We start from the raw sequence: 25,167 nt of genomic DNA on the forward strand, positions 1-25,167 counted from the left end.
GAGGCTCCCCTGTCGAGACTTATTCGATCAGGCCGCGACGCGGGGCTTTGCAGCCCTGTCTGCCTGGCGCTTCGGCAGGGTCATGACGTGGGTGGCATAGAGGGTCATGCCGGTGAAGGCGAGGCCGCCGACGAGGTTGCCGAGCACGGTCGGGATCTCGTTCCAGATCAGGTAGTCCAAGATCGAGAACTTCGCGCCGAGCAGCAGGCCCGACGGGAACAGGAACATGTTCACGACGGAATGCTCGAACACCATGTAGAAGAACACCAGGATCGGCATCCACATCGCGATCACCTTGCCGGGGACCGAGGTCGAGATCATGGCGCCGACGACGCCGGTCGAGACCATCCAGTTGCAGAGCATGCCGCGCAGGAACAGCGTCGCCATGCCGGCCGCGCCGTGCGCGGCATAGCCAAGGGTTCGGCCCTCGCCGATATGGCCGATGGCCGCGCCGACCTTGTCGGGCGCCTGCGTGAAGCCGAAGGTCGTGACGAAGGCCATCATGAAGGCCACGGTGAAGGCGCCGGCGAAATTGCCGACGAAGACGAGGCCCCAATTGCGCAGCACGCCGCTCAGCGTGACGCCCGGACGCTTGTCGATCAGCGCGAGAGGGGAGAGCACGAACACGCCGGTCAGGAGGTCGAAGCCCAGGAGATAGAGCATGACGAAGCCGACGGGGAACAAGAGCGCGCCGACCAGCGGCTGGCCGGTGTTGACGTTGATCGTGACGGCGAACCAGGCTGCGAGGGCCAGAATCGCGCCGGCCATGTAGGCGCGGATGATGGTGTCCCGGGTGGACATAAAGATCTTGGACTCGCCCGCATCCACCATCTTGGTGACGAATTCCGAAGGCGCGAGATACGACATCAATGGTTCCTTTGCTTCGTAAGCGTGATCGACACGCGCCCTGGCGAGAGCGCGGCTGAACGTCATCGGTCGTGCGGGCGGCCTGCCGCGCACGAGGAGGGCTATGGAAAGTCTGGAAGCTCAGGGAATCGCGTCACGAGGACTCTGAAGCCGGGAGACCGCGAAGCAGGTAAGCTTCCGGGATGCAGCCGTCAGAGGCTGCATCAATGCGGCGACGCCGCAGTCTTCGTTGACGGCAAATTCAAATGCAAGTTGTGTGCCGGCGCGGTGCGTCGGAAATACAAAGCAATTTCAATGCGATCCCGCTCTGCTCGAGCTGCTTCTGACACGTTCTCGGCCTTTCGATTGAGCTTCTGCATAAGTTTTGTGCGTCGCACAAGGAATATGCAGATCGCAAATTTTGCATGCGGAACCATCCTGCGACAATTTGGCGCTATCGCTACAACGCTTTGAAATATCGTGCTTTTTAACAAGGCGATGCTTGGCATGAAGCTTGAATACTTCCAGCCCGACGCCATTGAAGCCGTCCCGCGAGACATCTCATCCGATTTGCTGACGCCCACCAGACGGGGGTTCCCCCGTCGCGCGTTCGCATGCGCCAAGAACGGCGCGACCGGACGGACGGGCTGCTCGCGCACACAGCCGCAAATCATTCCGCAACGACGCCAAAGGACGACACTGCCTATGACCAAGCGCATCCGCCGGCCCTCAGACACGACCGGCCTCAGCCGCCGTCAATTGTTGAAAGCCACCAGCGCGACCGCCGCACTGCTCGCCGCCGCCAAGCTGAATTTCCCCGCCGGCGCCTTCGCGCAGGACGGAGGCCCCGAGGTCAAGGGCGCCAAGCTCGGCTTCATCGCGCTCTCCGATGCCGGCCCGCTGTTCGTCGCCAAGGACAAGGGCCTCTTCGCCAAGCACGGCGTGCCCGACACCGACGTGCAGAAGCAGGCGTCCTGGGGCACCACGCGCGACAACCTCGTGCTCGGCTCCGAAGGCAACGGCATCGACGGCGCGCACATCCTCACCCCGATGCCGTACCTGATCTCGGCCGGCAAGGTGACGCAGAACAACCAGCCGACGCCGATGTACATCCTGGCGCGGCTCAATCTCGATGCCCAGTGCATCTCGGTCGCCAAGGAATATGCCGACCTCAAGGTCGGCGCGGATGCCTCGGTGCTCAAGGCCGCATTCGAGAAGAAGAAAGCCGAAGGCAAGTCGGCCAAGGTCGCGATGACCTTCCCGGGCGGTACGCATGACCTCTGGATCCGCTACTGGCTCGCAGCCGGCGGCATCGACCCCGACAAGGACGTCGAGACCATCACCGTGCCGCCGCCCCAGATGGTGGCGAACATGAAGGTCGGCACCATGGACGCCTTCTGCGTCGGCGAGCCCTGGCCCGGGCAGCTGGTCCACCAGAAGATCGGCTATACCGCCGTCAACACCGGCGAGATCTGGAGCAAGCATCCCGAAAAGTCGTTCGGCATGCGTGCGGCCTGGGTCGACAAGAACCCGAAGGCGGCAAAGGCGATCCTGATGGCCGTGCTGGAGGCCCAGCAATGGGCCGACAAGATGGAGAACAAGGAAGAGCTCGCCACCATCATGGCCAAGCGCCAGTGGATCAACTGCCCGGTCGAGGACATCGCCGACCGCGCCAAGGGCAAGTTCGACTACGGCATTCCCGGCAAGGTGGTCGAGAACTCGCCGCACATCATGAAGTACTGGCGCGATCATGCCTCCTATCCGTTCCAGAGCCACGATCTCTGGTTCATGACCGAGGACATCCGCTGGGGCAAATATGAAGCCGGCTTCGACAGCAAGGCGCTGATCGCCAAGGTCAACCGCGAGGACCTCTGGAAGGACGCGGCCAAGGGTCTGGGCGTCGCCGCCGCCGACATTCCGGCCTCCACCTCGCGCGGCAAGGAAACCTTCTTCGACGGCAAGGTGTTCGATCCGGAGAATCCGGCCGCCTATCTGAAGTCCCTCGCGATCAAGCGCGTCGAAGTCTGATGGAGCCCTGCGGCCGCCCTCGGGCGGCCGCGTCGTCCCTGCCAAGCCGAGAGAGATAGCGATGAGCATGACTGCCACCAAGATCGAGGTTGAGACCGCGAAGCCTGCCGCCGCAACGGTCGCGCCGGTCGTCGCGCTGACGCCGAAGCGTCCTCCGCGCACCGAGGCTTACGCGCGCATGGCACGGGAGACGGCCGTGCGCGTGATCCCGCCGCTGGTCGTGATCGCGCTGCTGACGCTGGTGTGGGAGCTGGTTTGCCGGAGAGCCGGCTCGGCGCTGCCGCCGCCGTCGAGAGTCTTCACGGACACCAAGGAGCTGATCCTCGATCCGTTCTTCGACCATGGCGGCATCGACAAGGGGCTGTTCTGGCATCTGTCCGCCAGCCTCCAGCGCGTCGCCTTCGGCTACTCGCTCTCGGCCATCGCCGGAATCGGGCTCGGCGTGCTGGTCGGGCAGTCGGTCTGGGCCATGCGCGGGCTCGATCCGCTGTTCCAGGTGCTGCGCACCATTCCGCCTCTGGCCTGGCTGCCGCTCTCGCTCGCGGCTTTCCGCGACGGCCAGCCTAGCGCGATCTTCGTCATCTTCATCACCTCGATCTGGCCGATCATCATCAACACCGCGGTCGGCATCCGCAACATTCCGCAGGACTATCGCAACGTCGCCGCGGTGGTGCAGCTCAATCCGCTGGAATTCTTCGCCAAGATCATGATCCCGGCGGCGGCGCCCTACATCTTCACAGGCCTGCGCATCGGCATCGGCCTGTCGTGGCTCGCGATCGTCGCCGCCGAAATGCTGATCGGCGGCGTCGGCATCGGCTTCTTCATCTGGGACGCCTGGAACTCGTCGCACATCAGCGAGATCGTCCTGGCGCTGTTCTATGTCGGCATCGTCGGCTTCGTGCTGGACCGCCTGATCGCGGGGCTCGGCAAGATCGTCACCCGCGGCACCGCGCAGAACTGAGGAGAGGGACATGACCGCCTATCTGAAGCTCGACCACATCGACAAGGTCTTCACCCGCGGCGCCGCCACCACGGAGGTGCTGAAGGACATCAACCTGACGATCGAGAAGGGCGAATACGTCTCGATCATCGGCCATTCCGGCTGCGGCAAGTCGACCCTGCTCAACATCATCGCGGGGCTGACCGGCGCCACCACGGGCGGCGTGCTGCTGGAAAACCGCGAGGTGAACTCGCCGGGGCCGGATCGCGCCGTGGTGTTCCAGAACCACAGCCTGCTGCCGTGGCTGACCGTCTACGAGAACGTCAAGCTCGGCGTCGACAAGGTCTTCGCCAAGACCAAGTCCCGTGCCGAGCGCGACGCCTGGGTGATGCACAATCTCAACCTGGTGCAGATGGCCCATGCCAGGGACAAGCGGCCTTCGGAGATCTCCGGCGGCATGAAGCAGCGCGTCGGCATCGCGCGGGCGCTCGCCATGGAGCCGAAGGTGCTGCTGCTGGACGAGCCGTTCGGCGCGCTCGACGCGCTGACCCGCGCCCATTTGCAGGACTCGGTGATGGCGCTGCATCAGAAGCTCGGCAACACCATCCTGATGATCACCCACGACGTCGACGAGGCCGTGCTGTTGTCCGACCGCATCGTGATGATGACCAACGGGCCGAGCGCGCGCATCGGCGAGGTGCTGGAGGTGCCGCTGGCGCGGCCGCGCAAGCGGCTCGACCTCGCGACCAGCGCCACCTATCTGAAGTGCCGCCAGCGCGTCCTCGAATTCCTCTACGAGCGTCATCGCTTCGTCGAGGCGGCGTAAGCAGGCACGAATGTCGCTTCTCCCCGTACGTGGGGAGAAATCTCTCTGATGACGTTTGATCCATGAACTTTGTCCGCAATGGCGCGGACGAAGGCAGACCGAAACAGACAGGAGAACATCATGACGCCCGAGCAGATTACCCTCGTTCAGCAGAGCTTCGCCAAGGTCGCCCCGATTTCGGAAGCCGCCGCGGTGCTGTTCTACGACCGCCTGTTCGAGGTGGCGCCGTCCGTGCGCGCGATGTTTCCCGAGGACATGACCGAGCAGCGCAAGAAGCTGATGGGCATGCTCGCCGCCGTGGTCGGCGGCCTGTCGAACCTGGAGTCGATCCTTCCCGCGGCCTCCGCGCTCGCCAAGCGTCACGTCGACTATGGCGCCAAGGCCGAGCACTACCCCGTGGTCGGCGCGACCTTGCTGTGGACCCTCGAAAAGGGCCTTGGCGAGGCCTGGACGCCCGAACTCGCCACGGCCTGGACCGACGCCTACGGCGTGCTGTCCGGCTACATGATTTCCGAGGCCTACGGCGCACCGGCGCAGGCCGCCGAATAGGAGGCGCCGTGTGAGTGAACCGCTCGTCATCGTCGGTAACGGCATGGCGGCCGCGCGTCTGGTCGACGAGCTCGCCAAGACCGCGCTCGGCCGCTACGCGGTGGCCGTGATCGGCGAAGAGCCGCGGCTCGCTTACAATCGCGTGCTGCTGTCCTCCGTGCTGGCCGGCGAGACCGGCTCGCACGAGATCGAGCTGCGGCCGGCCGATTGGTGGCGCGACCGCGGCGTCACGGTGCGCTACGGCTATCGCGTCACCGAGGTCGATGTCGGTCGCCGCGAGCTCAAGATCGCGGGCGAGGAGAGCATGGAATATTCCAAGCTCGTGCTCGCCACGGGATCGACGCCGCTGCGGCTCAACGTGCCGGGCGCCGATCTCTCGGGCGTGCATACGTTCCGCGACACCCGCGACGTCGATTTGCTGCTGACGCTGGCCGCGGCCAGGAAGCGCGTCGTCGTGGTCGGCGGCGGCCTGCTCGGGCTGGAGGCGGCCTACGGCCTCGCCAAGGCCGGCGCGCCCGTGACGCTGCTGCATCTGATGGACCGGCTGATGGAGCGTCAGCTCGATGCGCCCGCCGCCGACCTGCTCAAGGCGCTGGTCGAGCGCAAGGGCATCCGCATCCTGCTCAACGCGTCGACGGTCCGCATCCACGGCGACAGCCATGTCGAAGCCGTCGAGCTCGCCGACGGCAGCCGCATCGCGGCCGATGCGGTGATCTTCGCCGCCGGCATCAGGCCGAACGTCGCGCTGGCGAAAGAGGCGGGGATCGCGGTCAACCGCGGCGTCGTCGTCAACGACGTGATGCAGACCTCCTTGCCCGACATCTTCGCGCTCGGCGAATGCGCCGAGCATCGCGGCACCTGCTATGGCCTGGTCGAGCCCGCCTATGAACAGGCGCGCGTGCTGGCGCGGCATCTCGCCGGCAAGCCCGCCGCCTATCAGGGCAGCGTGGTCTCGACCAATCTGAAGGTGTCCGGGGTCAGCGTGTTCTCCGCCGGCGACTTCATGGGCGGGGAGGGCAGCGAGAGCCTCGTGCTGTCGGACCGCAGGCGCGGCACCTACAAGAAGCTCGTCATCGCCGACGGCCGGCTCACCGGGGCGGTGCTGATCGGCGATACAATCGACGCGCTCTGGTACCTCGAGCTGATCCGCAATCGCGACAAGGTCGCGGCGATCCGCACCGACATGATATTCGGTCGCGCGCTTGCGCAGCCTTCGAAAGCGGCGTGACATGACGGCGATCGATCCAAATCTCCGCACCACCAAGACCACCTGTCCCTATTGCGGCGTCGGCTGCGGCGTGCTGGCAACGCCCGACGGCAAGGGTGGCGCGGCGATCGCTGGCGATCCCGATCATCCCGCCAATTTCGGCCGGCTGTGCTCGAAAGGCTCCGCGCTCGGCGAGACCGTCGGGCTCGAAGGCCGATTGCTGTATCCGATGATCCGCTGCAAGGGCGTGCTGGAGCGGGTCGCCTGGAGCGATGCGCTCGATCACGTCGCCCATCGCATGCAGCACATCGTGGCGCGCGATGGCGCGGACGCCGTCGCGTTCTATCTTTCCGGCCAGCTGCTGACCGAGGACTATTACGTCGCCAACAAGCTGATGAAGGGGTTTGTCGGCACTGCCAATGTCGACACCAATTCGCGGCTCTGCATGTCGTCCTCGGTCGCCGGCCATCGCCGCGCCTTCGGCGCCGACACCGTGCCCGGCTGCTATGAGGACCTCGACCAGGCCGATCTGCTGGTCTTCGTCGGCTCGAACGCGGCCTGGTGCCATCCGGTGCTGTTCCAGCGCATGCTGAAGAACAGGCAGGAGCGCGGCGCCCGCATGATCGTGATCGATCCGCGCCGCACCGACACCGCCACCGACGTCGACCTGTTCCTCGGCCTCAGGCCCGGCACCGACACCGCGCTGTTCTCCGGCCTGTTCGTGCATCTCGCCGACAATGGCGTGCTGGACCAGGATTACATCGCGCAGAACACCTCTGGCTTCGACGATGCGCTGGCGCGCGCGCGCAGCATCGCCGGCAGCGTCACCGCGACGGCGCTCGCCACCGGCCTCTCCGAGCAGGACGTCGCCGCCTTCTTCAGGATGTTCCGTGACACCGAGAAGGTCGTGACGCTCTTTTCGCAAGGCGTCAACCAGTCGGCGCAGGGCACCGACAAGGTCAACGCCATCCTGAATTGCCATCTCGCCACGGGCCGCATCGGCAAGCCGGGCGCCTCGCCGTTCTCGCTGACCGGCCAGCCCAACGCGATGGGCGGCCGCGAGGTCGGCGGCCTCGCCAACATGCTCGCGGCGCATATGGGCTTCACGCCGCCCGACATCGACCGTGTCAGGCGGTTCTGGAAAGCGCCGCGCATCGCCACCCATGAAGGCTTGAAGGCAGTGCAGCTGTTCGAGGCCATCAACCGCGGCGAGGTCAAGGCGCTCTGGGTGATGGGCACCAACCCCGCGGTATCGTTGCCCGATGCCGACATGGTGCGCGATGCCCTGAAGAAGCTCGAGCTGTTCGTGGTGTCCGAGAACGTGCTCTCCAACGACACCGTCGAAGCCGGCCCGCATGTGCTGCTGCCGGCGCTGGCCTGGGGCGAGAAGTCGGGCACGGTCACAAATTCCGAGCGGCGCATCTCGCGCCAGCGCGCGTTCCTGCCGGCGCCGGGCGAGGCGCGGCCCGATTGGTGGATTCTGAGCGAGACCGCAAGACGCCTCGGCTTCGGCACCAGCTTCAATTACAAATCGGCCGCCGATATCTTCCGCGAGCACGCCGCGCTCTCGGCCTTCGAGAACAATGGCGGCCGCGATTTCGACATCGGCGCGCTGACTTCGCTGTCGGACGAAGCGTTCGATGCCTTGCAGCCGGTGCAATGGCCGGTGCGCGAGGGCGGGACGCCCGGCGAGCGCTTCTTCGCTGCTGGCGGCTTCTTCACCAATGACGGCAAGGGCCGCTTCATCGCGCCGGAGGTGCCGGCGCTGCGCGGCGAGACCGGCCCGTCGCGTCCCCTAAGGCTCAACACCGGGCGCATCCGCGACCAGTGGCACACCATGACGCGCACCGGCCTGAGCCAGCGGCTGGGCGCGCATCTGCCCGAGCCGTTCGTCGAGATCCATCCTGACGACGCCGGCAAATACGGCATCGCCCATGACGGCTATGCCCGCATCACCACCGATTACGGCCAGTGCATCCTGAAGGTCGTCGTCAGCGAGCGGCAGCAGCGCGGCACGCTGTTCGTGCCGATCCACTGGAGCGCGATGAACGCCTCGCACGGCCGCGTCGGGGCGATGGTAGCACCCTTCACCGATCCGTTCTCGGGGCAGCCGGAAGCCAAGGCGACGCCGGCCGCGATCATGCCTTACGAATTCGTCTTCCGTGGCTTTGCACTGTCGCGCAGGCCGCTCGACCTGCCGCCAAACCTGTTGTGGACGCGCGTGACCGTCAGCGGCGGCTTCGGTTATCTTTTCGCCGACAATGCCGATCTTGCCCGCTGGCCGGCCTGGCTCGAGAGCGTCGCCGGCGAGGACGTTGCCGAATACCGCGATTTCGGCGGCGGGGTTTTTCGCGCAGCGTCGTTCGCAGGCGACCGCATCGAGACCTGCCTGTTCGTCGGCCCCGCCCACGATGCCGGCGACTGGGAGGTGGTGAAGAGCCTGTTCGTGGCCGATCAGGTCACCGACGAGCAGCGCCGCATGCTGCTGTCGGGCAGGTCCAGCGAAGGCGCGGCCTCGACCGGCCCGATCGTCTGCGCCTGCTTCGGTGTCGGCCGCGGCACCATCTGCGACAGCATCGCCTCCGGCGCGCGCACCACCGCCGACATCGGCGCCAAGCTCAAGGCCGGCACCAATTGCGGCTCCTGCATCCCGGAGCTGAAGCGATTGATTGCCACGACGGAAGTGGCGCCGGCGAAGCAGGCGAAGGTCGCGGGCGCGGCGGGATAGAGCTGGCTCTCTCCACCGTCATTGCGAGCGTAGCGAAGCAATCCAGAGTCTTTCCGCAGAGGGATTCTGGATTGCTTCGCTACGCTCGCAATGACGGTGTTGATGCAGGTGCGCACCAAAGCGACCATCTCGTGCCCCGGACGCAGCGCGCAGCGATGCGCTGCAGAGCCGGGGCCCAAGTTGCACCTGGTTGCGCGGCTTCCTGGGTCCCGGCTCTGCGCCGCAACGTTTCACGCTGCAGCGCGTCCGGGACACGAGAGCGGCGTGGACGCGGCCATGCCCCCGCGCCAATCGACGCGCCGTCGATTGTGCCTTATGGTGTCGCGGCTTCCCCTCAACAAACACAATAACAATCATGTACCTGGAAACGCCGCCGCGCCTGATCGAGACCAGGCTGTTCTCCGCAATGCCCGACACATTCCGCCGCAAGGGCGAGCGGACCGATTGGGCCGATGCCAACCGGCCGAACATCCCGACCGACAGTTTCCTCGAGGGGCCGTCGTTCGACAGGGACGGCAATCTCTACATCGTCGACATTCCGTTCGGCCGCGTCTTCCGCATCGCGCCTGACGGCGAATGGTCGCTGGTGATTGAATATGAGGGATGGCCGAACGGCCTGAAGATCGCATCCGATGGACGCATCCTGGTCGCCGACTACAGGCATGGCATCATGGAGCTCGATGCCGAAGCCGGGCGCATCAAGCCCATCCTGACCGCGCGCAATTCGGAATCGTTTCGCGGCTGCAACGATCTGCATCTCGCCTCCAACGGCGATATCTATTTCACCGACCAGGGCCAGACCGGCCTGCACGATCCGAGCGGGCGCGTCTATCGACTGGCTGCGAACGGCCGGCTGGATTGCCTGCTCGACACCGGCATCAGCCCGAACGGCCTGGTGCTCGACCCCACCGGAACCGTGCTGTTCGTCGCGATGACGCGGGACAATTCGGTGTGGCGGCTGCCGCTTATGAGGGACGGCAGCGTGTCCAAGGTCGGCCGCTTCTGCTCGCTGTTCGGCACCAGCGGCCCTGACGGTTTGACCATGGATGCCAAGGGCCGCCTGTTCGTCGGCCACCCCTCGCTCGGTCATGTCTTCGTGTTCGCACCGAACGGGGAACTGATGGCGCGGATCAAGTCGTGCGCTGGGCCGAACTGCACCAATGTCGCGATCGGTGGCGAAAACAAGGATCGGCTCTATATCACGGAGTCTGCGACCGGCAGCGTGCTGGTGGCCGATATCGGCGGGCTCTAGAGCATTTGAAGGAATAAGTATGAACACTAAGCCCTTCGGCAAGACCGGCGCCAACGTCTCCGTCATCGGGCAGGGCACCTGGTATCTCGACCATGGCGACCGCAAGCGCGCGATCGCGGCGCTGCAGCGGGGGCTCGATCTCGGCATGACCCACATCGACACCGCCGAGATGTACGGCGATGCCGAGCTCGTCATTGCGGATGCGATCGCAGGCCGGCGCGACGAGGTGTTCCTCGTCTCGAAAGTGCTGCCGAGCAACGCCTCGCGCCGCGGCACCATCACCGCCTGCGAGCGCTCGCTGAAGCGGCTGAACACTGATCGACTCGACTGTTATCTGTTGCACTGGCGCGGTTCCTATCCGCTGGAGGACACCGTCGCCGCGTTCGAAGAGCTGGTGAAATCAGGCAAGATCAAATCCTGGGGCGTCTCCAATTTCGACGCTGACGATCTCGACGAGATCCTCGATGTTGCGGGAGAGGGCCGGATCGCCTGCAACCAGGTGCTCTATCATCTCAAGGAGCGTGCGATCGAGCATGCGGTGATCCCGTGCTGCGAACGGCATAATGTCGCCGTCGTCGCCTATTCGCCGTTCGGCCACGACGATTTTCCCGATGAGCGGAGCAGGGGCGGCGCCGTGCTGGCGCGCATCGCGGAGGCGCATCGTGCGACGCCGCGTCAGGTCGCGCTGAGCTTCCTGACCCGTGCGACTACGGTGTTCGCGATTCCGAAGGCCTCGTCCGCGGAACATGCCGGCGAAAATGCGGCAGCGGGCGATCTCGTGCTGACGAAGGACGAGGTTACGGCGCTCGATGCGGCGTTTCCACGCGGACCGAAGCCGCGCGGCCTGCCCATGCTGTAGTGCACAACGGACAATATTAACGGAGCATTGACGCGCGCGGCGGCTCGCGCATATCGGCATCCTGTTTTCGGAAGTTGTGAACGCGGGCTATTTGTCGTTTTTTACGGCTGTTCTCGATTCGCATTTTGCCCGGGTTCCAGCCGTGACACCGCCGCCCGCCGCAGCCGCAAGGCTCGACAGTATTCCCATGCCTATGCCGGAGAAGAAGCAGCAGGCGCGCCGCGCGCCTGCGCGCGTCGATCATCCCTTCAAGGGCATCGCGCTGATCCTGCTCTCGACGGTGTTTCTCGGCTGCTCCGACGTCACTGCGAAATATCTCTCGACCAGCCTGCCGTCGATCGAGATCACCTGGATCCGCTTCCTCACCTTCACGCTGCTGTTCACGCCGGTGATGCTGCCGGCCTCGCCGTTCTATGCGATGCGGACCAAGCGTCCGGGCCTGCACGTGATGCGCGGGGCGGCCCTGCTCGGCTCCTCGCTGTTCTTCATTACGGGCCTCGGTTTCCTGCCGATCGCGGAGGCGTCCGCCACCGGCTTCGTCGCGCCGCTGTTCGTCACTGCGCTCTCGATCGTGTTCCTCGGCGAGAAGGTCGGCATGCGCCGCTGGCTCGCCACCGCGCTCGGCCTCATCGGCGTGCTGATCATCCTGCGCCCGGGCACCAGCGCATTTCACCCCGCCGCGGTCTTTCCGCTGGTCTCGGCGGCGTGCTGGGCCGGTACGCTGATCCTGACGCGCATGATGAGCGGACGCGAGGCCGTCGTCACCACCATGGCCTATTCCTCGCTCACCGGCCTTGCCATCCTGACCGCGATCGTCCCGTTCGTCTGGGTCACGCCGTCCTGGACCGCGATCGCACTCGGCATCTTCATCGGCGTCGCCTCGACCGCGGGCCAGTGGATCGTCGTGCTCGCCTATCGCTATGGCGATGCCTCGGTGCTGGCGCCGTTCTCCTACTCCCAATTGTTGTGGGTCAGCATCCTCGGCTTCTTCATCTTCGGCGAGGTCCCGAGCATCTGGACCATCGTCGGTGCGGCCTTCATCGTCGCCAGCGGTCTCTACATCGCCCATCGCGAGCGCGTTCGCCGCGCTCAGCTCCTCGTGCTCGAAGAGCGCTCGCCGAACGCCTGACGCAAGTTCGTAGGTTTCGCGTCGTGCTATCAATGGCTCCAACGATCAGGGAGGAGCCGGATGCGCGCCGCGATTTTCAGGAACGGTGAGATTGTCGTAGGCGAGATGACCGAGCCGACGCCGAGCCCCGGCCAGGTTCTGGTCAAGACGCTCGCCTGTGGCATCTGCGGCTCCGACCTGCACGCGCGCCAGCACGCCCATCGCATGGTGGAGATGGCGACGAAGACCGGGCGCAAGCCGATGGACCTCTCCCGCGACGTCGTGTTCGGCCACGAGTTCTGCTGCGAGATCGTCGATTACGGTCCGGGCACATCGCGCAAGCTGAAGCCGGGAACCCACGTCTGCTCGCTGCCCGCGCTGGTGACGCCGCAGGGCATCGAAGGGATCGGCTATTCCAACGACAATATCGGCGGCTATTCCGAGGCGATGCTGCTGAGCGAAGCGCTGCTGCTCGAAGTCCCCAATGGACTCGCGCCGGAGCATGCCGCGCTCACCGAGCCGCTGGCAGTCGGGGTCCATGCCGTGGCGAAGGCCAGCATCCGCGGCGGCGAGGTGCCGCTGGTGATCGGCTGTGGTCCCGTTGGGCTTGCGGTGATTGCCGCGCTGAAGCTCAAGGGCCTGCATCCGATCATCGCGGCCGACTATTCGCCGGCGCGGCGCGCACTTGCCGCAAAGCTCGGTGCCGACGTCGTCGTCGACCCCAGGGTGTCGCAGCCCTACGCGACCTGGGCCGAGCACGCGCAGATGTCGGAGGCCGAGAAGGCGGCGCGACCGCCGTTCCAGGCGATGCTGCCGGCGCTGAAGCCCGCGATCATCTTCGAATGCGTCGGCGTGCCCGGCCTGTTGCAGCAGGTGTTCGAAGGTGCCCCGCGCGATGCGCGCGTCGTCGTGGTCGGCGTCTGCATGGAGAGCGACAGAAGCGAGCCCATGCTCGGCATCATGAAGGAGCTCAACGTCCAATACGTGCTCGGCTACACGCCGGAGGAGTTCGCTGCGTCGCTGCGCCTGATCGCGGACGGGCAGGTGGATGCGGCCGCGATGGTCACCGCCGAAGTCGGCCTCGGCGGCGTCGCCAAGGCCTTCGCCGATCTCGCCAACCCCGAGGCGCACACCAAGATCATCGTGCAGCCGTGGCGGTAGAAGTGTCAGTATTTCGCCGGCACGTACATTTCCGGCGGGACCGGGCCGCGCTGATAGTCGGGATTGCGCACGCGCGGCGGTAGCGTCACCGGAGCCCGCACGACTTCCTGGTACGGGATCTGCGTCAAGAGATGCGCAATGCAATTGAGCCGCGCGCGCTTCTTGTCGACGGCATCGACGATCCACCACGGCGAGTCCGGAAGATGCGTGTGCTCCAGCATCGTCTCCTTGGCCTTGGTGTAGGCCTCCCAGCGACTGCGGGACTCGACGTCCATCGGGCTCAGCTTCCACTGCTTCAGGGGATCCTTGATGCGCATCGTGAAGCGGAATTGCTGCTCGTCGTCGGTGATCGAGAACCAGTACTTGACCAGGATGATGCCGGAGCGGATCAGCATGCGCTCGAACTCCGGCACCGTCTTGAAGAACTCCTGATATTCGTCCTCCGAGCAGAAGCCCATCACGCGCTCGACGCCGGCGCGGTTGTACCAGCTGCGATCGAACAGCACGATCTCGCCGCCGGCCGGCAGGTGCGCGACGTAGCGCTGGAAATACCATTGCGTGCGCTCGCGCTCGTTCGGCGCCGGAAGCGCCGCGACGCGGCAGATGCGGGGATTGAGGCGCTGGGTGATGCGCTTGATCACGCCGCCCTTGCCGGCGGCGTCGCGGCCCTCGAACAGCACCACGACCTTCTTCCTCTCGCTCTGCACCCAGTCCTGGAGCTTGATCAACTCGCCCTGGAGGCGAAGCAGCTCGCGGAAATAGAGCCTGCGATCGACCGTCGGCCTCAGTGTGCCGGTCTCGTCGAGGAGCTCGTCGAGCCTGGTGTCGTCGAGCTCCATCTCAAGTTCCTCGTCGAGGTCGTCAGCCATCTCCTGGATGATGCGCTCGCGCTTGGCGATTTGGGAGGTGCGGTCGGTCATGGGTCCCTCTCTCTCGGCTCGGATGCCAGTTACCAACGACCATCGGCGGGCTTTGTTGCGCCCATGTGACAACCCGCCAATCCCCCTGAGCCAGGTTACACCGGCAGGGCGATCGAGTACTTCACCTGGCTGAGCGCAAAGCTGGATTCGATCGAGGCGATGCCGTCGAGGCGGGTCAGCTTGGTCTTCAGGAACGTCTCGTAGGAGGCGAGGTCGGCGGCGACGACGCGGAGCAGGTAGTCGCGGTTGCCGGTCATCAGATAGCATTCCAGCACCTCGTCCCATTTCGAGATTGCGCGCGCGAAGCGATTGAGGTCCTCCTCCTTCTGCCGCGCCAGCTTGATCGAGATGAAGACGCTGACATGCAGTCCCAGCGCCTTCTGGTCGACGGTTGCGACATAGCGCGAGATGACGCCACGCTGCTCCAGCAGCTTGACCCGGCGGTGGCAGGGCGAGACCGAGAGCCCGACCTTGTCGGCGAGCTCCTGCATGGTCAGGCGGCTGTCGTTCTGAAGGTGGCTGAGGATCTTGCGGTCGATGGCATCGAGTTCGGGCATTGGGATGAAACCTGCTTCTGGTCCTCTATGTTGGTAAAGTATCCCAATTTCGCCGGGTATGGCGCGAAAAATTGAGAAGTTTGACGCTGGCAGCCGGCGTATGATCGGTGCATATTTCCCGGAGCATCGCCATGCCCGTCGATTCCGCCCGTCTCGATATCCTGACCGCTCTCAGCCGCAAGGCGCTGTGGCTGTCGTCCTGGACCATCCACCACGCCAACCACATCCGCGCTAACGCGGACGGCCTGAAGGTCGGCGGCCACCAGGCCTCGTCCGCCTCGCTCGCCACCATCATGTCGGCGCTGTACTTCCACGTGCTGCGCCCCGAGGACCGCGTCGCGGTGAAGCCGCATGCGAGCCCGGTGTTCCACGCCATCCAATATTTGTTCGGCCGGCAGAGCCGCGACAAGCTGGAGAACTTTCGCGGCTTCAAGGGCGCGCAGTCCTATCCCTCGCGCACCAAGGACGTCGACGACGTCGATTTCTCCACCGGCTCGGTCGGCCTCGGCGTCGCGCAGACGCTGTTCTCCTCGCTGGTGCAGGACTACGTCAAGGCCCACGGCTGGATGAAGGATCGCCGCGAGGGGCGGATGATTGCCCTGGTCGGCGATGCCGAGATGGACGAGGGCAACATCTTCGAGGCGCTTGCGGAGGGCTGGAAGCACGGCCTGCGCAACACCTGGTGGGTGGTCGACTACAACCGCCAGTCGCTCGACGCCGTCGTGCGCGAAGGTCTCTGGGAAAAGTTCGAGACCATGTTCCGCAATTTCGGCTGGGACGTCGTCATCGTGAAATACGGCCGGCTGATGCGCGAGGCCTTCGCCGAGCCCGGCGGCGAGGCGCTGAAGACGTGGATCGACAATTGCCCGAACGCGCTCTATGCGGCGCTGTGCTTCCAGGGCGGCGCGGCCTTCCGCAAGCACCTGCATGACGAGATCGGCGACCAGGGCCCGATCACGAAACTGATCGACAGGCGCAGCGACGAGGAGCTGCTGGCGCTGATGTCGAATCTCGGCGGCCACGACATGGCGAGCGTGCTGGAGGCGTTCGATTCCATCGATCACGACCGCCCGGTCTGCTTCATCGCCTACACCATCAAGGGCGTCGGCCTGCCGTTCCAGGGCCACAAGGACAACCACGCCGGCCTGATGACCGTCGCGCAGATGGAGAAATATCGCGACAGCCAGAACATCCGTCCCGGCCATGAATGGGACAAGTTCGAAGGGCTGTCGCAGGATGCCGCCGAGCTGGAAGCTTTCCTCGCGCGGGTGCCGTTCAATCAGGACGGTCGCCGGCTCACCGCGCCCGTCGTCGAGGTGCCCGGGCAGCTCGCGTTCAAGCCGTCGCCGCAGATGTCGACCCAGCAGGGCTTTGGCCTCGTGCTGAACGAGATCGCGCGCGGCGACAGCGAGCTGGCCAGGCGCATCGTGACGACCTCGCCGGACGTCACCGTCTCGACCAATCTCGGCCCCTGGGTCAATCGCCGCGGCCTGTTCGCGCGGGCCGAGAAGGCGGACTTGTTCCGCAGCGAGAAAATTCCCTCGACCTACAATTGGGACGCTTCGCCGAAGGGCCAGCATCTGGAGCTCGGCATCGCCGAGATGAACCTGTTCATCATGCTCTCGGCGCTCGGCCTGTCGCACCAGATCAACGGCGAGCGGCTGTTGCCGGTCGGCACGCTCTACGATCCCTTCATCGAGCGCGGCCTCGATGCGCTGAACTATGCCTGCTATCAGGACGCGCGCTTCATGGTGGCGGCGACGCCGTCCGGCCTCACGCTCGCGCCCGAGGGCGGCGCGCATCAGTCGATCGCGACGCCCCTGATCGGCATGGCACAGGACGGGCTCGCCTCGTTCGAGCCGGCCTTCGTCGACGAGCTCGCCGTGATCATGGCTTTCGGCTTCGAGCACATGCAGCGCGATCCGGGCGAGGGCGGTTCGGTCTATTTGCGGCTCTCGACGCGCGCCATCGAGCAGGCGCAGCGGATCATGACGCCGGAGCTGCGTCAGGGCATCACCGACGGCGCTTACTGGCTGCGCAAGCCGGGGCCGAATGCCGAGGTTGTGATCGCCTATACCGGCGCGGTCGCGCCCGAGGCGATCGAGGCGACCGGCTTCATCGGCGAAAGCCGCCGCGACGTCGGCCTGCTCGCGATCACCTCGGCCGATCGCCTCCACGCCGGGTGGACCGCCGCACGGAAATTGCGGCGCGACCGCCGCGGCGTGCAGCATCTCAGCCACATCGAAAAGCTGCTCGCGCCGCTGCCGCGCGACTGCGGCATCGTGACCGTGCTCGACGGCCATCCCGCCGCGCTCGGCTGGCTCGGCAGCGTCCGCGGCCAGCGCGTCGAGGCGCTCGGTGTCGAGCAGTTCGGCCAGACCGGCAGCATCGCGGACCTTTATCGGCACTACGGCATCGACGCCAACGCCATCATCGATGCGGCCGAAAGCCTCACCACCGGCGCGCCGGTGCTGCATCGGAAGATGGCGGTGTAGCTACCTCGTCATTCCGGGGCGCGCGTTAGCGCGAACCTGGAATCCATTGGGCGTCAGGGCAGGTGGTGAGATGGATTCCAGGCTCGCGGCTTTGCCGCGTCCCGGAATGACAGCGGGGCCACCTTGCCACGTTCCCGCCATCGGCTCATATAACCTCCGTTCGCCGCAACGCTGGCCCCGCATATGGCGGGTTCAACTGCCGGCGCTTTCGTGCAAGGATGCCTGCCGAAACGCCCCCTCCAAGCCCCCAAGAAGAGGTTAACGATGGTCAACCGCATGCAATTCTACATCGACGGCGCCTGGGTCGATCCCGCCGTCAAGAAGTCCACCGCCGTAATCAATCCGGCGACGGAAGAGGCGATGTACGAGGTTGCGTTGGGCTCCAAGGCCGACGTGGACAAGGCGGTCGCCGCCGCCAAGCGCGCCTTCGCAACCTTCTCCCAGACCAGCCGCGAGGAGCGCGTCGCGCTGCTCAGCAAAGTGATCGAGGTCTACAAGGGCCGCCTCAAGGAGATCGGCGCCGCCGTCTCCGACGAGATGGGCGCACCGCTGCCGATGGCGGAGAAGCTGCAGGCCGGCGCCGGCCTCGGCCATCTCATGACCACGCTCGACGTGCTCAAGAACTATCATTTCGAGGAGCCGGTCGGCACCGCCATGGTGCTGCGCGAGCCGATCGGCGTGGTCGGCATGATCACGCCCTGGAACTGGCCGCTGAACCAGATCGCCTGCAAGGTCGCGCCCGCGCTCGCCGCCGGCTGCACCATGATCCTGAAGCCCTCTGAGTTCACGCCGACCTCGGCGTTGATCTTCGCGGAAATCCTCCATGAAGCCGGCGTGCCCAAGGGCGTGTTCAACCTCGTCAACGGCCTCGGCCCCGAGGTCGGCGCCGCCATGAGCGAGCACCCCGACATCGACATGATCTCCTTCACCGGCTCGACCCGCGCCGGCATCGACGTCGCCAAGCGCGCCGCGCCGACCGTGAAGCGCGTCAGCCAGGAGCTCGGCGGCAAGTCGCCGAACGTCATCCTCGAAGGCGCCGACCTCACCAAGGCGGTGACCGGCGGCGTGATGCACATGTTCAACAATTCCGGCCAGTCCTGCAACGCGCCCTCGCGCATGATCGTGCCGCTGTCGAAGATGAAGGAGGTCGCCGCGATTGCGAAGGCCGTCGCCGACAAGACCAAGGCCGGCGATCCCCGCGCCGAAGGCACCACCATCGGACCCGTGGTCAATCGGGGCCAGTGGGACAAGATCCAGGGCCTGATCAAGAAGGGCATCGACGAGGGCGCAACGCTCGTCGCCGGCGGCCCGGGCCTGCCCGAAGGCGTCAACAAGGGCTTCTATGTCCGCCCGACCATCTTCGCCGACGTCACGCCCGACATGACGATCGCCCGCGAGGAGATCTTCGGACCGGTGCTGACCATCATCGGCGCCAAGGACGAAGCCGACGCGGTCAAGATCGCCAACGATACGCCGTACGGCCTCGCCGGCTACGTCACAGGCCCGACGGTCGAGGACGCCAAGCGCGTCGGCCGCCAGATTCGCGCCGGCAACGTCAACCTGCAAGGCGTGCCCAACGACCGCACCGCGCCGTTCGGCGGCTACAAGCAGTCCGGCAACGGCCGCGAATGGGGCAAGTTCGGCCTCGAGGACTTCCTCGAAGTGAAGGCGGTCGCCGGCTTCAACGCGGCGTAAGGTCTCGCACGTGAATAACGGAACGCCGGAGCGGGAAACCGCTCCGGCGTTTTTGTTTTCGTCATTGCGAGCGAAGCGAAGCAATCCAGAGTGCCTCCGCGGGCGCAGTCTGGATTGCTTCGTCGCAAGAGCTCCTCGCAATGACGGAGGAGAGAGGTGCGCCTACCCCCCCACCGCGCCCTGCGTGTTCACATACAGCGCGTAAATCGACTGGCTCGCGGCCATGAACAGGCGGTTGCGCTGGACGCCGCCGAAGCAGACGTTGGCGCAGCGCTCGGGCAGGGCGATGCGGCCGATCATGACGCCGTCGGGTGCGAACACCACGACGCCGTCGAGCTCGGGATCGCCCATGCCCCATCCGCACCAGAGATTGCCTTCGATGTCGCAGCGCATGCCGTCCGGCGTGCCCGGACCTGCATCGATGTGAACGCGCTTGTTCGAGATCGTGGTGCCGTCGGTCGAGACGTCATAGGCGAGAATCTTGCGGTTCGGCACCCCCCGCGATTCCACGACATAGAGGATCGTCTCGTCCGGCGAGAAGCACAGCCCGTTCGGTCCGAGCACACCCTCGGCGACGATGGTCGCCTTGCCGGTCTCGGGATCGAGCCGATACACGTTGGGCTCGATCTCGGACTCGGCCTTGTAGCCCTCGTAATTGCCGAGCAGGCCGAAGGTCGGATCGGTGAACCAGACCGAGCCGTCCGATTTGACGACGACATCGTTGGGCGAGTTCAATCGCTTGCCGTTGAATTGATCCATCAGAACGGTGATGCTGCCGTCATATTCGGTGCGCACCACGCGCCGGCCGCCGTGCTCGCAGCTGATCAGCCGGCCCTGCCGATCGCGCGTGTTGCCGTTGGCGAAATTCGAGGGCTTGCGGAACACGCTGACGGCGCCGGTCTCCTCCTCCCATTTGATGATGCGCTGGTTCGGGATGTCGCTGCACAGCAGATAACGCCCGTCGCCGAACCACACCGGCCCCTCGGCCCAGCGCAGGCCGGTCGCCAGCCGCTCCACCGCCGAAAGCTTCAGCCAGTATTTTTCGAAGCGAGGATCGAGCGCTTTGATCGCGGGATCGGGATAATAGCTTGCCGGCCGCCAGCCCGGCCGTTCCTCGGTGTGGGACGGTGCCTCATTCATGCCGGTTCTCTCGTTTCGTTCCCTCTGGACAATCCTGCTATCATTAGAGACACGTGACGGCAAATTCGGTCACCGACGGCGAGGAAAGACATGGCGCGCATCTTGATGACGGGAGCTTCGGGCGGAATCGGCACGAGCCTGCGGAAACTGCTGCCGTCGATCTATCCGGATCTCCTGCTCTCCGACATCAAGCCGCCCGCCGATCTCGGCGCGAACGAACAGTTCAAGGCCGCGGATCTCGCCGACCTCGCGCAATGCGAGGCGATCTGCGAGGGTGTCGACGGCATCCTGCATTTCGGCGGCTATTCGGTCGAAGGCAGCTGGGATCAGATCCTCCAGGCCAACATCATCGGCGGCTACAATCTGTTCGAGGCGGCCTACCGCAAGGGCGTCAAGCGCGTGGTGTTCGCTTCGTCGAACCACGCCGTCGGCTTCTATCCGCGCCACCACAGGATCGGTACCGACGTCACGGCGCGGCCGGACAGCCGCTACGGCGTCAGCAAGGTGTTCGGCGAGGCCGTCGGCGCGCTCTATGCGGACAAGCATGGGATGAAGGTGACGTGCCTGCGCATCGGCAATTTCGGCGACATGCCGCTCGACCAGCGCCGGCTCTCGATCTGGCTCAAGCCCGACGATCTCGTGCAGCTCTGCCGCATCGGGCTCGAGCATCCCGATATCCATTTCGAGATCTTCTACGGCGCCTCCTTCAACGAGCGCGCCTGGTGGGACAATCATCGCGCCTACGAACTCGGCTATCGCCCTACCGGCCGCGCCGAAGATTTCCGCGAGCATGCCATGGCCGAGCAGGCCAAGCTGAAGCCGGATCCGGTCGGCGATTATTTCCAGGGCGGCACGTTCTGCAGCATGGAGTTCGACGCCGACCCGGGCCGGATCATCGACTGGAATAAGCGCTAAAGCGCGATGAGGTTTGGATGAATCGTCATCGCGCTTTCGGTTGTTGTTTGCGCATGATCTTTCCGGAAGACCGCTTCGCACTTTTCCGGATCATGCTTTGGCGCTGAAGCCTGGGGGCTATCCTTGGGCTAAAGTTTAGGTGGATACCGTAAAGCTCCGGATTTCCGTTTATGGAAATAGGCGTTCTATTGCCGGAACACGTCGGCATTTTTCGATGCATTGCGTTACGCGAAAGTTGCGGCCTTTTCATTCTAGCGATTGTGGAAGCGAGATGCGCAAGAAGGTTCTGTCGGTTGCTGCGGTATTGGCGATTCTGTTTGCCTCGGCGGTATCCTGGCCCGCGCCACGCGCGGATGTGGAGCGGTTCGGGGACAGTATCTACGCAACGATTTGGTTCTGGCGCATCCCGGCTTATGCCTACAACCCAGCATGGCGTGTGCGCTGGACGTGGAACGATCCACTGCGCGCAGAGGCAAGATGTTGTCGAGCCGTTCCGCAGCCGGTGTCTGGACCGGGCTTACCACTTCTTCCCGCAAGCCAGGCGATCGCCCGCGTGACGGTCAAGTAGCACGCTACCTATTGGTTCCTGTTTTTGTAGCGATGCCAACGCGGCGCAAATGGCCCGCGAGATAAGTTGCATTTCTCTCAAACAAGTTCCTTGCTTTAAGCTTAACCAGAAACCTAATCCTCGATTTACACCTGCAATCTACAGTTTACCTTGTCCTTGAATCGGAAGTTCAAGGACGCCAACCCAATGCGCCGTTTTGCGCCTCTCGCAGGTCTCGTAATTCTTCTGGCGGCATTGAGTTTCAGCGCGCGTGCGGACCAGGGCAAGACGGATGGCAGCAGTCCCTTGCTGGTTTCGAGCGCGAAAGTCGAGTGTTCGCACAAGCGCAAGCCCGCTGAACCCCTTGATCCGCCGTCGACAGCTGCCATTCCCCGTGCCGAAGCCTTTGTTGCGAGCCGGCATTTCAAGGAGGACATTGCGCCGACCGCGCCTGTCAAGATTTCGTGGCTCGGGGCGAGCTTCGTGCGTCGATTCACTATCAAGGCCGAAACCGCCGAAGACACTTCTCTGCAGACTCATGCCCTGAACAAACCCTCGAACGCCGCGCAGATCGCCAGTGAGCTCGGCGCTCGCGCCGAGAGCAAACTCGCCGATGTCTGGTGTCTCCTGAGGCTGCAGGCCAGCGGGGAAAGCGGGGCGCTGCAGACCGGTGCTGCTCCGAACATTTTCTTTGTCCGTGACGGCATGGGAGACCTTGGCGTAGTGGACGTGCTCTGGGGCGGCGCGGGCTGGGAGATTGGCGCCAGTCCATTCGCAAGCCCGCGACCATGGATCGCTGGCACGCGCGTCTTCTCTCCTTAACACGTCTTCTCGTCGCGCGGTCCGACATCAGAAATGCAGGTTGAGCCTCAACAGCGCCTGGTGGCGCTCGAACTGATCGAGATTGAGGCTGCGGCCGTCGCCGACCGCGCTGCCCGCCACCTGCATCTGCCAGGTGCCGGAAATACCGACTTCCTTGGAGATGGTGTAGGAGAAGGTTGGCCCCGCGAACACGGCATCGCCGGCAAAGCGGTCGAGCGCGCCGCCGTCATAGGCCCGCGCGTAGCGAACGCCGAGGCCGAGCACGAGGTCGGGCGTCAACGCATATGAGATCGCGGTCTGGAGCTGCATCTCGGAATCGTGCCGCCACAGATTGGTGGCGATCTCGCGTGTTCCGCCGGTCGCGTACCAGACGTTGAAGGCTGCAAACAGCCTGTCCTTGATCAACTCGCTGTCGAACAGCGCGGCGAATTCGCCGCCATATTGCGCGATATGCACGCCGCTGCCGTCGTCGATCCGGCTCCAGCCCGGCTGGGCGTGGAGGGTCAAACCGAACGGCGCGACGGCGCGGTCGACCAGCTTGTAGCGCAGCTCGAGTGCTGCGCCGCTGAACGCGACGTCCCGATGGTCGGCAAGTCCCGGTACGCCATTGATACTCTGTCCGCTCAGCGCAATTCCGGGCGCGATCCGGAAATTATCCGACACCGTGTACTTGATCTGGTTGAGACTGGCCCATGCTGCATATGTGCCGGAGCGCTTGCCGAACGCGCCGACATTCTCGAACTCGATCTCGGTCTCGCCCGGCTTGCCGATGTCCGAGCCCATGCTGAAGCCAAAGATGTGCTCGGTGTCGATGTCCGCGTGAGCCGGCGGCAGGGCTTGCGGCAGCTTCGGCTTGTCCTCGGCAAAGGCCGAGACAGAGCTCGCCAGTTGACAGGCCATGACGATCGTTGCCGCCGCTGCGGCGCACGGGAAACTCAATTTTGCAGACACCAACAAACTACCCTCGACCGGGCCCTCTTTGATGCACGCACGGGGGCCAGCGCCTCCATGCTAATGCAAGTCATTCGCAAAACGATCCCACGGAACGGCTGCCGATGCAATTGTTGCGAGTCATTCTTAGTTGCGTTCAAATGTCGCGGCTGGGCGATGGAGTTGCAGGGATCGGTTGCCCGCCAGGAAGCGTGCGACATGGCAAGAGCGGCCGGAGCTTTGCTCGGCCGCTCAAACCGGACGTTCGCGCCGGATCAGAACAGGCCTGGGATCAACATTGCCACCTTGTCCCTGTAGTGCCGGTACTGATCTCCGAACAGAGTGACGAGGTCGCGCTCCTCCAACCAGATGCCGACGAAGATGTAGGCGGTCGTCACCATCGCGAACAGCAGGTGCCCGAGCGTCATGGTGGGCGTCGACCAGAACGCGATGATGAAGCCGAGATAGATCGGATGCCGGATCAGGCGGTAGAGGCCCGGCGTCCTGAACTTCATCGGTTCAGTGAGCCTGCCTGCAAAGTGGCTGACGACTTGCGTCAGTCCGAACAATTCGAAATGGCTGATCAGGAACGTGCTGTACAGCACGATGAGCCAGCCGGCGAAGCTGCCGACGATTGCGGCGTCGGCCGCCATAGGCGTCTCGATCGCCCAAACGACGGTCGCGATGGGACGCCATTGCCAGAACAGCAGGATCAGGCTCAGGCTCGCCAGAAGCACATAGGTGCTGCGTTCGAGCGCGGGTGAAGCGAAGGCGGCGAACAGCTTCTTGAAGCCCTGGCGGGCCATGCCGCTGTGCTGGACGGCAAAAAGTGACATCAACGCGAGGTCGACGAAGAGAGCCTGTCCGGTCGGGCCCGTGGCGCCGCCGTCGATTGTCTTGGGCACGACGAACTGCGTGATGAAGCCGACGGCATAGAGAAAGGTTCCGAAGAAGATCAGATACGCGAGGACGCCATAGCCGAGCACGAAGCTTCGTGCGGCGAACGAACTTGCGGTCTGAGTAGGTCCGTTTTGCATCGTGATGGACATGATCAAGTTTCCAGTTCGGTGGTGAGGGATTGAAGGGCTGTCGCAGCAGGGGCGGTGTTCACCGCCGCCTTCGTCACGTTGCAAAGGCGGCTGGAACCTTCGCGGCCTTGCATTTGCCCGGGCTTTTCTGGGCCGCTGCGCCGCCGCGCACGCCATCGGTGCGATCATCGCCCAGCGTCGTTGCAGCCGAAGCCAGGACGAGCGACATCATGACGGCACCGATGGTCCCGATCGCCAGCGCGGCGGTTCTGGACTTGAAATTTCCGCGCCTGAAATTCTTGAAATCGGAGGTCCTGGCTTCGGAAGCGTCGGATTGGAAGAATGAATTCATGACTATTTCCTCGAATTGAAACTGTTGCCGGGAATGCAAATCGTCCGATGGTGACGCGCGTCTCGCGCTGTATCGCCACCGTCGGCCCTGGTGTCGCCGCACCCCTTCGCGAACTGCATTGCCGCCTTCTCGCGGTTCGCCAGCATGCTGGCGACAGACTGATTGATCAGCCGGCGAAGCCGCAGCAGGATGCCGGCGAGATATCGCTGCGAGGGGCTCAGTGCGGGCGGCGCCTGAGACTGAATGGACATTTCCATATCCT

At 64.7% G+C, this 25,167-nt stretch carries 23 protein-coding genes; 15 read left to right on the plus strand and 8 right to left on the minus strand.

The window, feature by feature from the left end:
• Positions 1–27 precede the first annotated feature (27 nt).
• The gene (locus BDOA9_RS15295) at positions 28–867 is read right to left on the minus strand and encodes a formate/nitrite transporter family protein (RefSeq protein WP_025034819.1); all 840 of its coding nucleotides are present in this window, start codon (positions 865–867) and stop codon (positions 28–30) included.
• Positions 868–1,551: 684 nt separating this feature from the next.
• Here BDOA9_RS15295 and BDOA9_RS15300 point away from each other — a divergent pair.
• The 10 genes from BDOA9_RS15300 to BDOA9_RS15345 all read left to right on the plus strand — a co-directional run bounded on the left by BDOA9_RS15300 (position 1,552) and on the right by BDOA9_RS15345 (position 13,504).
• The gene (locus BDOA9_RS15300; RefSeq protein WP_025034820.1) at positions 1,552–2,874 is read left to right on the plus strand and encodes a CmpA/NrtA family ABC transporter substrate-binding protein; all 1,323 of its coding nucleotides are present in this window, start codon (positions 1,552–1,554) and stop codon (positions 2,872–2,874) included.
• A gap of 61 nt (positions 2,875–2,935) precedes the next feature.
• Positions 2,936–3,835, plus strand: coding sequence for a nitrate ABC transporter permease (gene ntrB / locus BDOA9_RS15305; protein ID WP_025034821.1), 900 nt, complete (start codon positions 2,936–2,938; stop codon positions 3,833–3,835).
• A 10-nt stretch (positions 3,836–3,845) separates the two neighbouring features.
• A complete protein-coding gene (locus BDOA9_RS15310) occupies positions 3,846–4,640 on the plus strand; it encodes an ABC transporter ATP-binding protein (protein ID WP_025034822.1) in 795 nt (264 codons plus the stop codon).
• 120 nt (positions 4,641–4,760) lie between these two features.
• On the plus strand, positions 4,761–5,189 hold the full coding sequence (locus BDOA9_RS15315) for a globin family protein (protein WP_025034823.1): 429 nt from the start codon (positions 4,761–4,763) through the stop codon (positions 5,187–5,189).
• Between the two features lie 10 nt (positions 5,190–5,199).
• On the plus strand, positions 5,200–6,417 hold the full coding sequence (locus tag BDOA9_RS15320) for an NAD(P)/FAD-dependent oxidoreductase (RefSeq protein ID WP_082847825.1): 1,218 nt from the start codon (positions 5,200–5,202) through the stop codon (positions 6,415–6,417).
• A gap of 1 nt (position 6,418) precedes the next feature.
• Positions 6,419–9,124 (plus strand): nitrate reductase, encoded by a 2,706-nt coding sequence (locus BDOA9_RS15325; RefSeq protein WP_025034824.1) that lies wholly within the window; start codon positions 6,419–6,421, stop codon positions 9,122–9,124.
• Between the two features lie 355 nt (positions 9,125–9,479).
• Positions 9,480–10,376: an SMP-30/gluconolactonase/LRE family protein gene (locus tag BDOA9_RS15330; RefSeq protein WP_042336108.1), complete on the plus strand. Its 897-nt coding sequence runs from the start codon at positions 9,480–9,482 to the stop codon at positions 10,374–10,376.
• Between the two features lie 19 nt (positions 10,377–10,395).
• Entirely contained in the window at positions 10,396–11,235 is an 840-nt protein-coding gene (locus BDOA9_RS15335; protein WP_025034826.1) for an aldo/keto reductase, read from the plus strand.
• A gap of 187 nt (positions 11,236–11,422) precedes the next feature.
• Entirely contained in the window at positions 11,423–12,364 is a 942-nt protein-coding gene (locus BDOA9_RS15340; protein WP_025034827.1) for a DMT family transporter, read from the plus strand.
• A 60-nt stretch (positions 12,365–12,424) separates the two neighbouring features.
• A complete protein-coding gene (locus BDOA9_RS15345) occupies positions 12,425–13,504 on the plus strand; it encodes a zinc-binding dehydrogenase (RefSeq protein WP_025034828.1) in 1,080 nt (359 codons plus the stop codon).
• A 5-nt stretch (positions 13,505–13,509) separates the two neighbouring features.
• Here the strand turns inward: BDOA9_RS15345 and ppk2 are convergent, their stop codons facing one another.
• Both ppk2 and BDOA9_RS15355 read right to left on the minus strand, forming a co-directional pair.
• Positions 13,510–14,424: a polyphosphate kinase 2 gene (ppk2, locus tag BDOA9_RS15350; protein WP_025034829.1), complete on the minus strand. Its 915-nt coding sequence runs from the start codon at positions 14,422–14,424 to the stop codon at positions 13,510–13,512.
• A gap of 95 nt (positions 14,425–14,519) precedes the next feature.
• The gene (locus BDOA9_RS15355) at positions 14,520–14,981 is read right to left on the minus strand and encodes an Lrp/AsnC family transcriptional regulator (RefSeq protein WP_025034830.1); all 462 of its coding nucleotides are present in this window, start codon (positions 14,979–14,981) and stop codon (positions 14,520–14,522) included.
• 131 nt (positions 14,982–15,112) lie between these two features.
• On the opposite strand from BDOA9_RS15355, the gene BDOA9_RS15360 reads away from it, so the two are divergent.
• Together BDOA9_RS15360 and BDOA9_RS15365 are read left to right on the plus strand one after the other, a co-directional pair.
• Positions 15,113–17,476, plus strand: coding sequence for a hypothetical protein (locus tag BDOA9_RS15360; RefSeq protein WP_025034831.1), 2,364 nt, complete (start codon positions 15,113–15,115; stop codon positions 17,474–17,476).
• 264 nt (positions 17,477–17,740) lie between these two features.
• Positions 17,741–19,171, plus strand: coding sequence for an aldehyde dehydrogenase family protein (locus BDOA9_RS15365; RefSeq protein WP_025034832.1), 1,431 nt, complete (start codon positions 17,741–17,743; stop codon positions 19,169–19,171).
• 162 nt (positions 19,172–19,333) lie between these two features.
• Here the strand turns inward: BDOA9_RS15365 and BDOA9_RS15370 are convergent, their stop codons facing one another.
• A complete protein-coding gene (locus BDOA9_RS15370; RefSeq protein WP_025034833.1) occupies positions 19,334–20,311 on the minus strand; it encodes an SMP-30/gluconolactonase/LRE family protein in 978 nt (325 codons plus the stop codon).
• A 90-nt stretch (positions 20,312–20,401) separates the two neighbouring features.
• On the opposite strand from BDOA9_RS15370, the gene BDOA9_RS15375 reads away from it, so the two are divergent.
• The 3 genes from BDOA9_RS15375 (at position 20,402) to BDOA9_RS15385 (ending at position 22,595) form a co-directional block, all read left to right on the plus strand.
• The gene (locus BDOA9_RS15375; protein WP_025034834.1) at positions 20,402–21,226 is read left to right on the plus strand and encodes an NAD-dependent epimerase/dehydratase family protein; all 825 of its coding nucleotides are present in this window, start codon (positions 20,402–20,404) and stop codon (positions 21,224–21,226) included.
• Between the two features lie 271 nt (positions 21,227–21,497).
• Complete coding sequence (locus BDOA9_RS15380) at positions 21,498–21,794, plus strand: hypothetical protein (RefSeq protein ID WP_042336112.1); 297 nt, start codon at positions 21,498–21,500, stop codon at positions 21,792–21,794.
• A 186-nt stretch (positions 21,795–21,980) separates the two neighbouring features.
• Positions 21,981–22,595 (plus strand): hypothetical protein, encoded by a 615-nt coding sequence (locus BDOA9_RS15385; RefSeq protein WP_025034835.1) that lies wholly within the window; start codon positions 21,981–21,983, stop codon positions 22,593–22,595.
• A 27-nt stretch (positions 22,596–22,622) separates the two neighbouring features.
• On the opposite strand, the gene BDOA9_RS15390 is transcribed toward BDOA9_RS15385, so the two are convergent.
• The 4 genes from BDOA9_RS15390 to BDOA9_RS15405 all read right to left on the minus strand — a co-directional run bounded on the left by BDOA9_RS15390 (position 22,623) and on the right by BDOA9_RS15405 (position 25,156).
• Entirely contained in the window at positions 22,623–23,495 is an 873-nt protein-coding gene (locus BDOA9_RS15390; protein ID WP_025034836.1) for a transporter, read from the minus strand.
• Positions 23,496–23,800: 305 nt separating this feature from the next.
• Positions 23,801–24,574, minus strand: coding sequence for a methanethiol S-methyltransferase (gene mddA, locus BDOA9_RS15395; RefSeq protein WP_025034837.1), 774 nt, complete (start codon positions 24,572–24,574; stop codon positions 23,801–23,803).
• Between the two features lie 73 nt (positions 24,575–24,647).
• Positions 24,648–24,905: a hypothetical protein gene (locus BDOA9_RS15400; RefSeq protein WP_025034838.1), complete on the minus strand. Its 258-nt coding sequence runs from the start codon at positions 24,903–24,905 to the stop codon at positions 24,648–24,650.
• Positions 24,906–24,907: 2 nt separating this feature from the next.
• On the minus strand, positions 24,908–25,156 hold the full coding sequence (locus BDOA9_RS15405) for a hypothetical protein (protein ID WP_152033304.1): 249 nt from the start codon (positions 25,154–25,156) through the stop codon (positions 24,908–24,910).
• Positions 25,157–25,167: the final 11 nt, after the last annotated feature.

This window comes from Bradyrhizobium sp. DOA9, assembly GCF_000617845.2.
Classification (GTDB): domain Bacteria; phylum Pseudomonadota; class Alphaproteobacteria; order Rhizobiales; family Xanthobacteraceae; genus Bradyrhizobium.

What these genes read in the sequence shown, in the direction of transcription:
- BDOA9_RS15330 (WP_042336108.1), top strand. Translation starts at nt 9,480, where the DNA reads ATGTACCTGGAAACGCCGCCGCGCCTGATCGAGACCAGGCTGTTCTCC.
- BDOA9_RS15325 (WP_025034824.1), top strand. Translation starts at nt 6,419, where the DNA reads ATGACGGCGATCGATCCAAATCTCCGCACCACCAAGACCACCTGTCCC.
- BDOA9_RS15360 (WP_025034831.1), top strand. Translation starts at nt 15,113, where the DNA reads ATGCCCGTCGATTCCGCCCGTCTCGATATCCTGACCGCTCTCAGCCGC.
- BDOA9_RS15295 (WP_025034819.1), bottom strand. Translation starts at nt 867, where the DNA reads ATGTCGTATCTCGCGCCTTCGGAATTCGTCACCAAGATGGTGGATGCG.
- BDOA9_RS15405 (WP_152033304.1), bottom strand. Translation starts at nt 25,156, where the DNA reads ATGTCCATTCAGTCTCAGGCGCCGCCCGCACTGAGCCCCTCGCAGCGA.
- BDOA9_RS15385 (WP_025034835.1), top strand. Translation starts at nt 21,981, where the DNA reads ATGCGCCGTTTTGCGCCTCTCGCAGGTCTCGTAATTCTTCTGGCGGCA.
- BDOA9_RS15370 (WP_025034833.1), bottom strand. Translation starts at nt 20,311, where the DNA reads ATGAATGAGGCACCGTCCCACACCGAGGAACGGCCGGGCTGGCGGCCG.
- ppk2 (WP_025034829.1), bottom strand. Translation starts at nt 14,424, where the DNA reads ATGACCGACCGCACCTCCCAAATCGCCAAGCGCGAGCGCATCATCCAG.
- BDOA9_RS15375 (WP_025034834.1), top strand. Translation starts at nt 20,402, where the DNA reads ATGGCGCGCATCTTGATGACGGGAGCTTCGGGCGGAATCGGCACGAGC.
- BDOA9_RS15390 (WP_025034836.1), bottom strand. Translation starts at nt 23,495, where the DNA reads ATGGCCTGTCAACTGGCGAGCTCTGTCTCGGCCTTTGCCGAGGACAAG.
- BDOA9_RS15345 (WP_025034828.1), top strand. Translation starts at nt 12,425, where the DNA reads ATGCGCGCCGCGATTTTCAGGAACGGTGAGATTGTCGTAGGCGAGATG.
- mddA (WP_025034837.1), bottom strand. Translation starts at nt 24,574, where the DNA reads ATGTCCATCACGATGCAAAACGGACCTACTCAGACCGCAAGTTCGTTC.
- BDOA9_RS15310 (WP_025034822.1), top strand. Translation starts at nt 3,846, where the DNA reads ATGACCGCCTATCTGAAGCTCGACCACATCGACAAGGTCTTCACCCGC.
- BDOA9_RS15340 (WP_025034827.1), top strand. Translation starts at nt 11,423, where the DNA reads ATGCCTATGCCGGAGAAGAAGCAGCAGGCGCGCCGCGCGCCTGCGCGC.
- BDOA9_RS15300 (WP_025034820.1), top strand. Translation starts at nt 1,552, where the DNA reads ATGACCAAGCGCATCCGCCGGCCCTCAGACACGACCGGCCTCAGCCGC.
- BDOA9_RS15355 (WP_025034830.1), bottom strand. Translation starts at nt 14,981, where the DNA reads ATGCCCGAACTCGATGCCATCGACCGCAAGATCCTCAGCCACCTTCAG.
- BDOA9_RS15335 (WP_025034826.1), top strand. Translation starts at nt 10,396, where the DNA reads ATGAACACTAAGCCCTTCGGCAAGACCGGCGCCAACGTCTCCGTCATC.
- BDOA9_RS15380 (WP_042336112.1), top strand. Translation starts at nt 21,498, where the DNA reads ATGCGCAAGAAGGTTCTGTCGGTTGCTGCGGTATTGGCGATTCTGTTT.
- ntrB (WP_025034821.1), top strand. Translation starts at nt 2,936, where the DNA reads ATGAGCATGACTGCCACCAAGATCGAGGTTGAGACCGCGAAGCCTGCC.
- BDOA9_RS15315 (WP_025034823.1), top strand. Translation starts at nt 4,761, where the DNA reads ATGACGCCCGAGCAGATTACCCTCGTTCAGCAGAGCTTCGCCAAGGTC.
- BDOA9_RS15400 (WP_025034838.1), bottom strand. Translation starts at nt 24,905, where the DNA reads ATGAATTCATTCTTCCAATCCGACGCTTCCGAAGCCAGGACCTCCGAT.
- BDOA9_RS15365 (WP_025034832.1), top strand. Translation starts at nt 17,741, where the DNA reads ATGGTCAACCGCATGCAATTCTACATCGACGGCGCCTGGGTCGATCCC.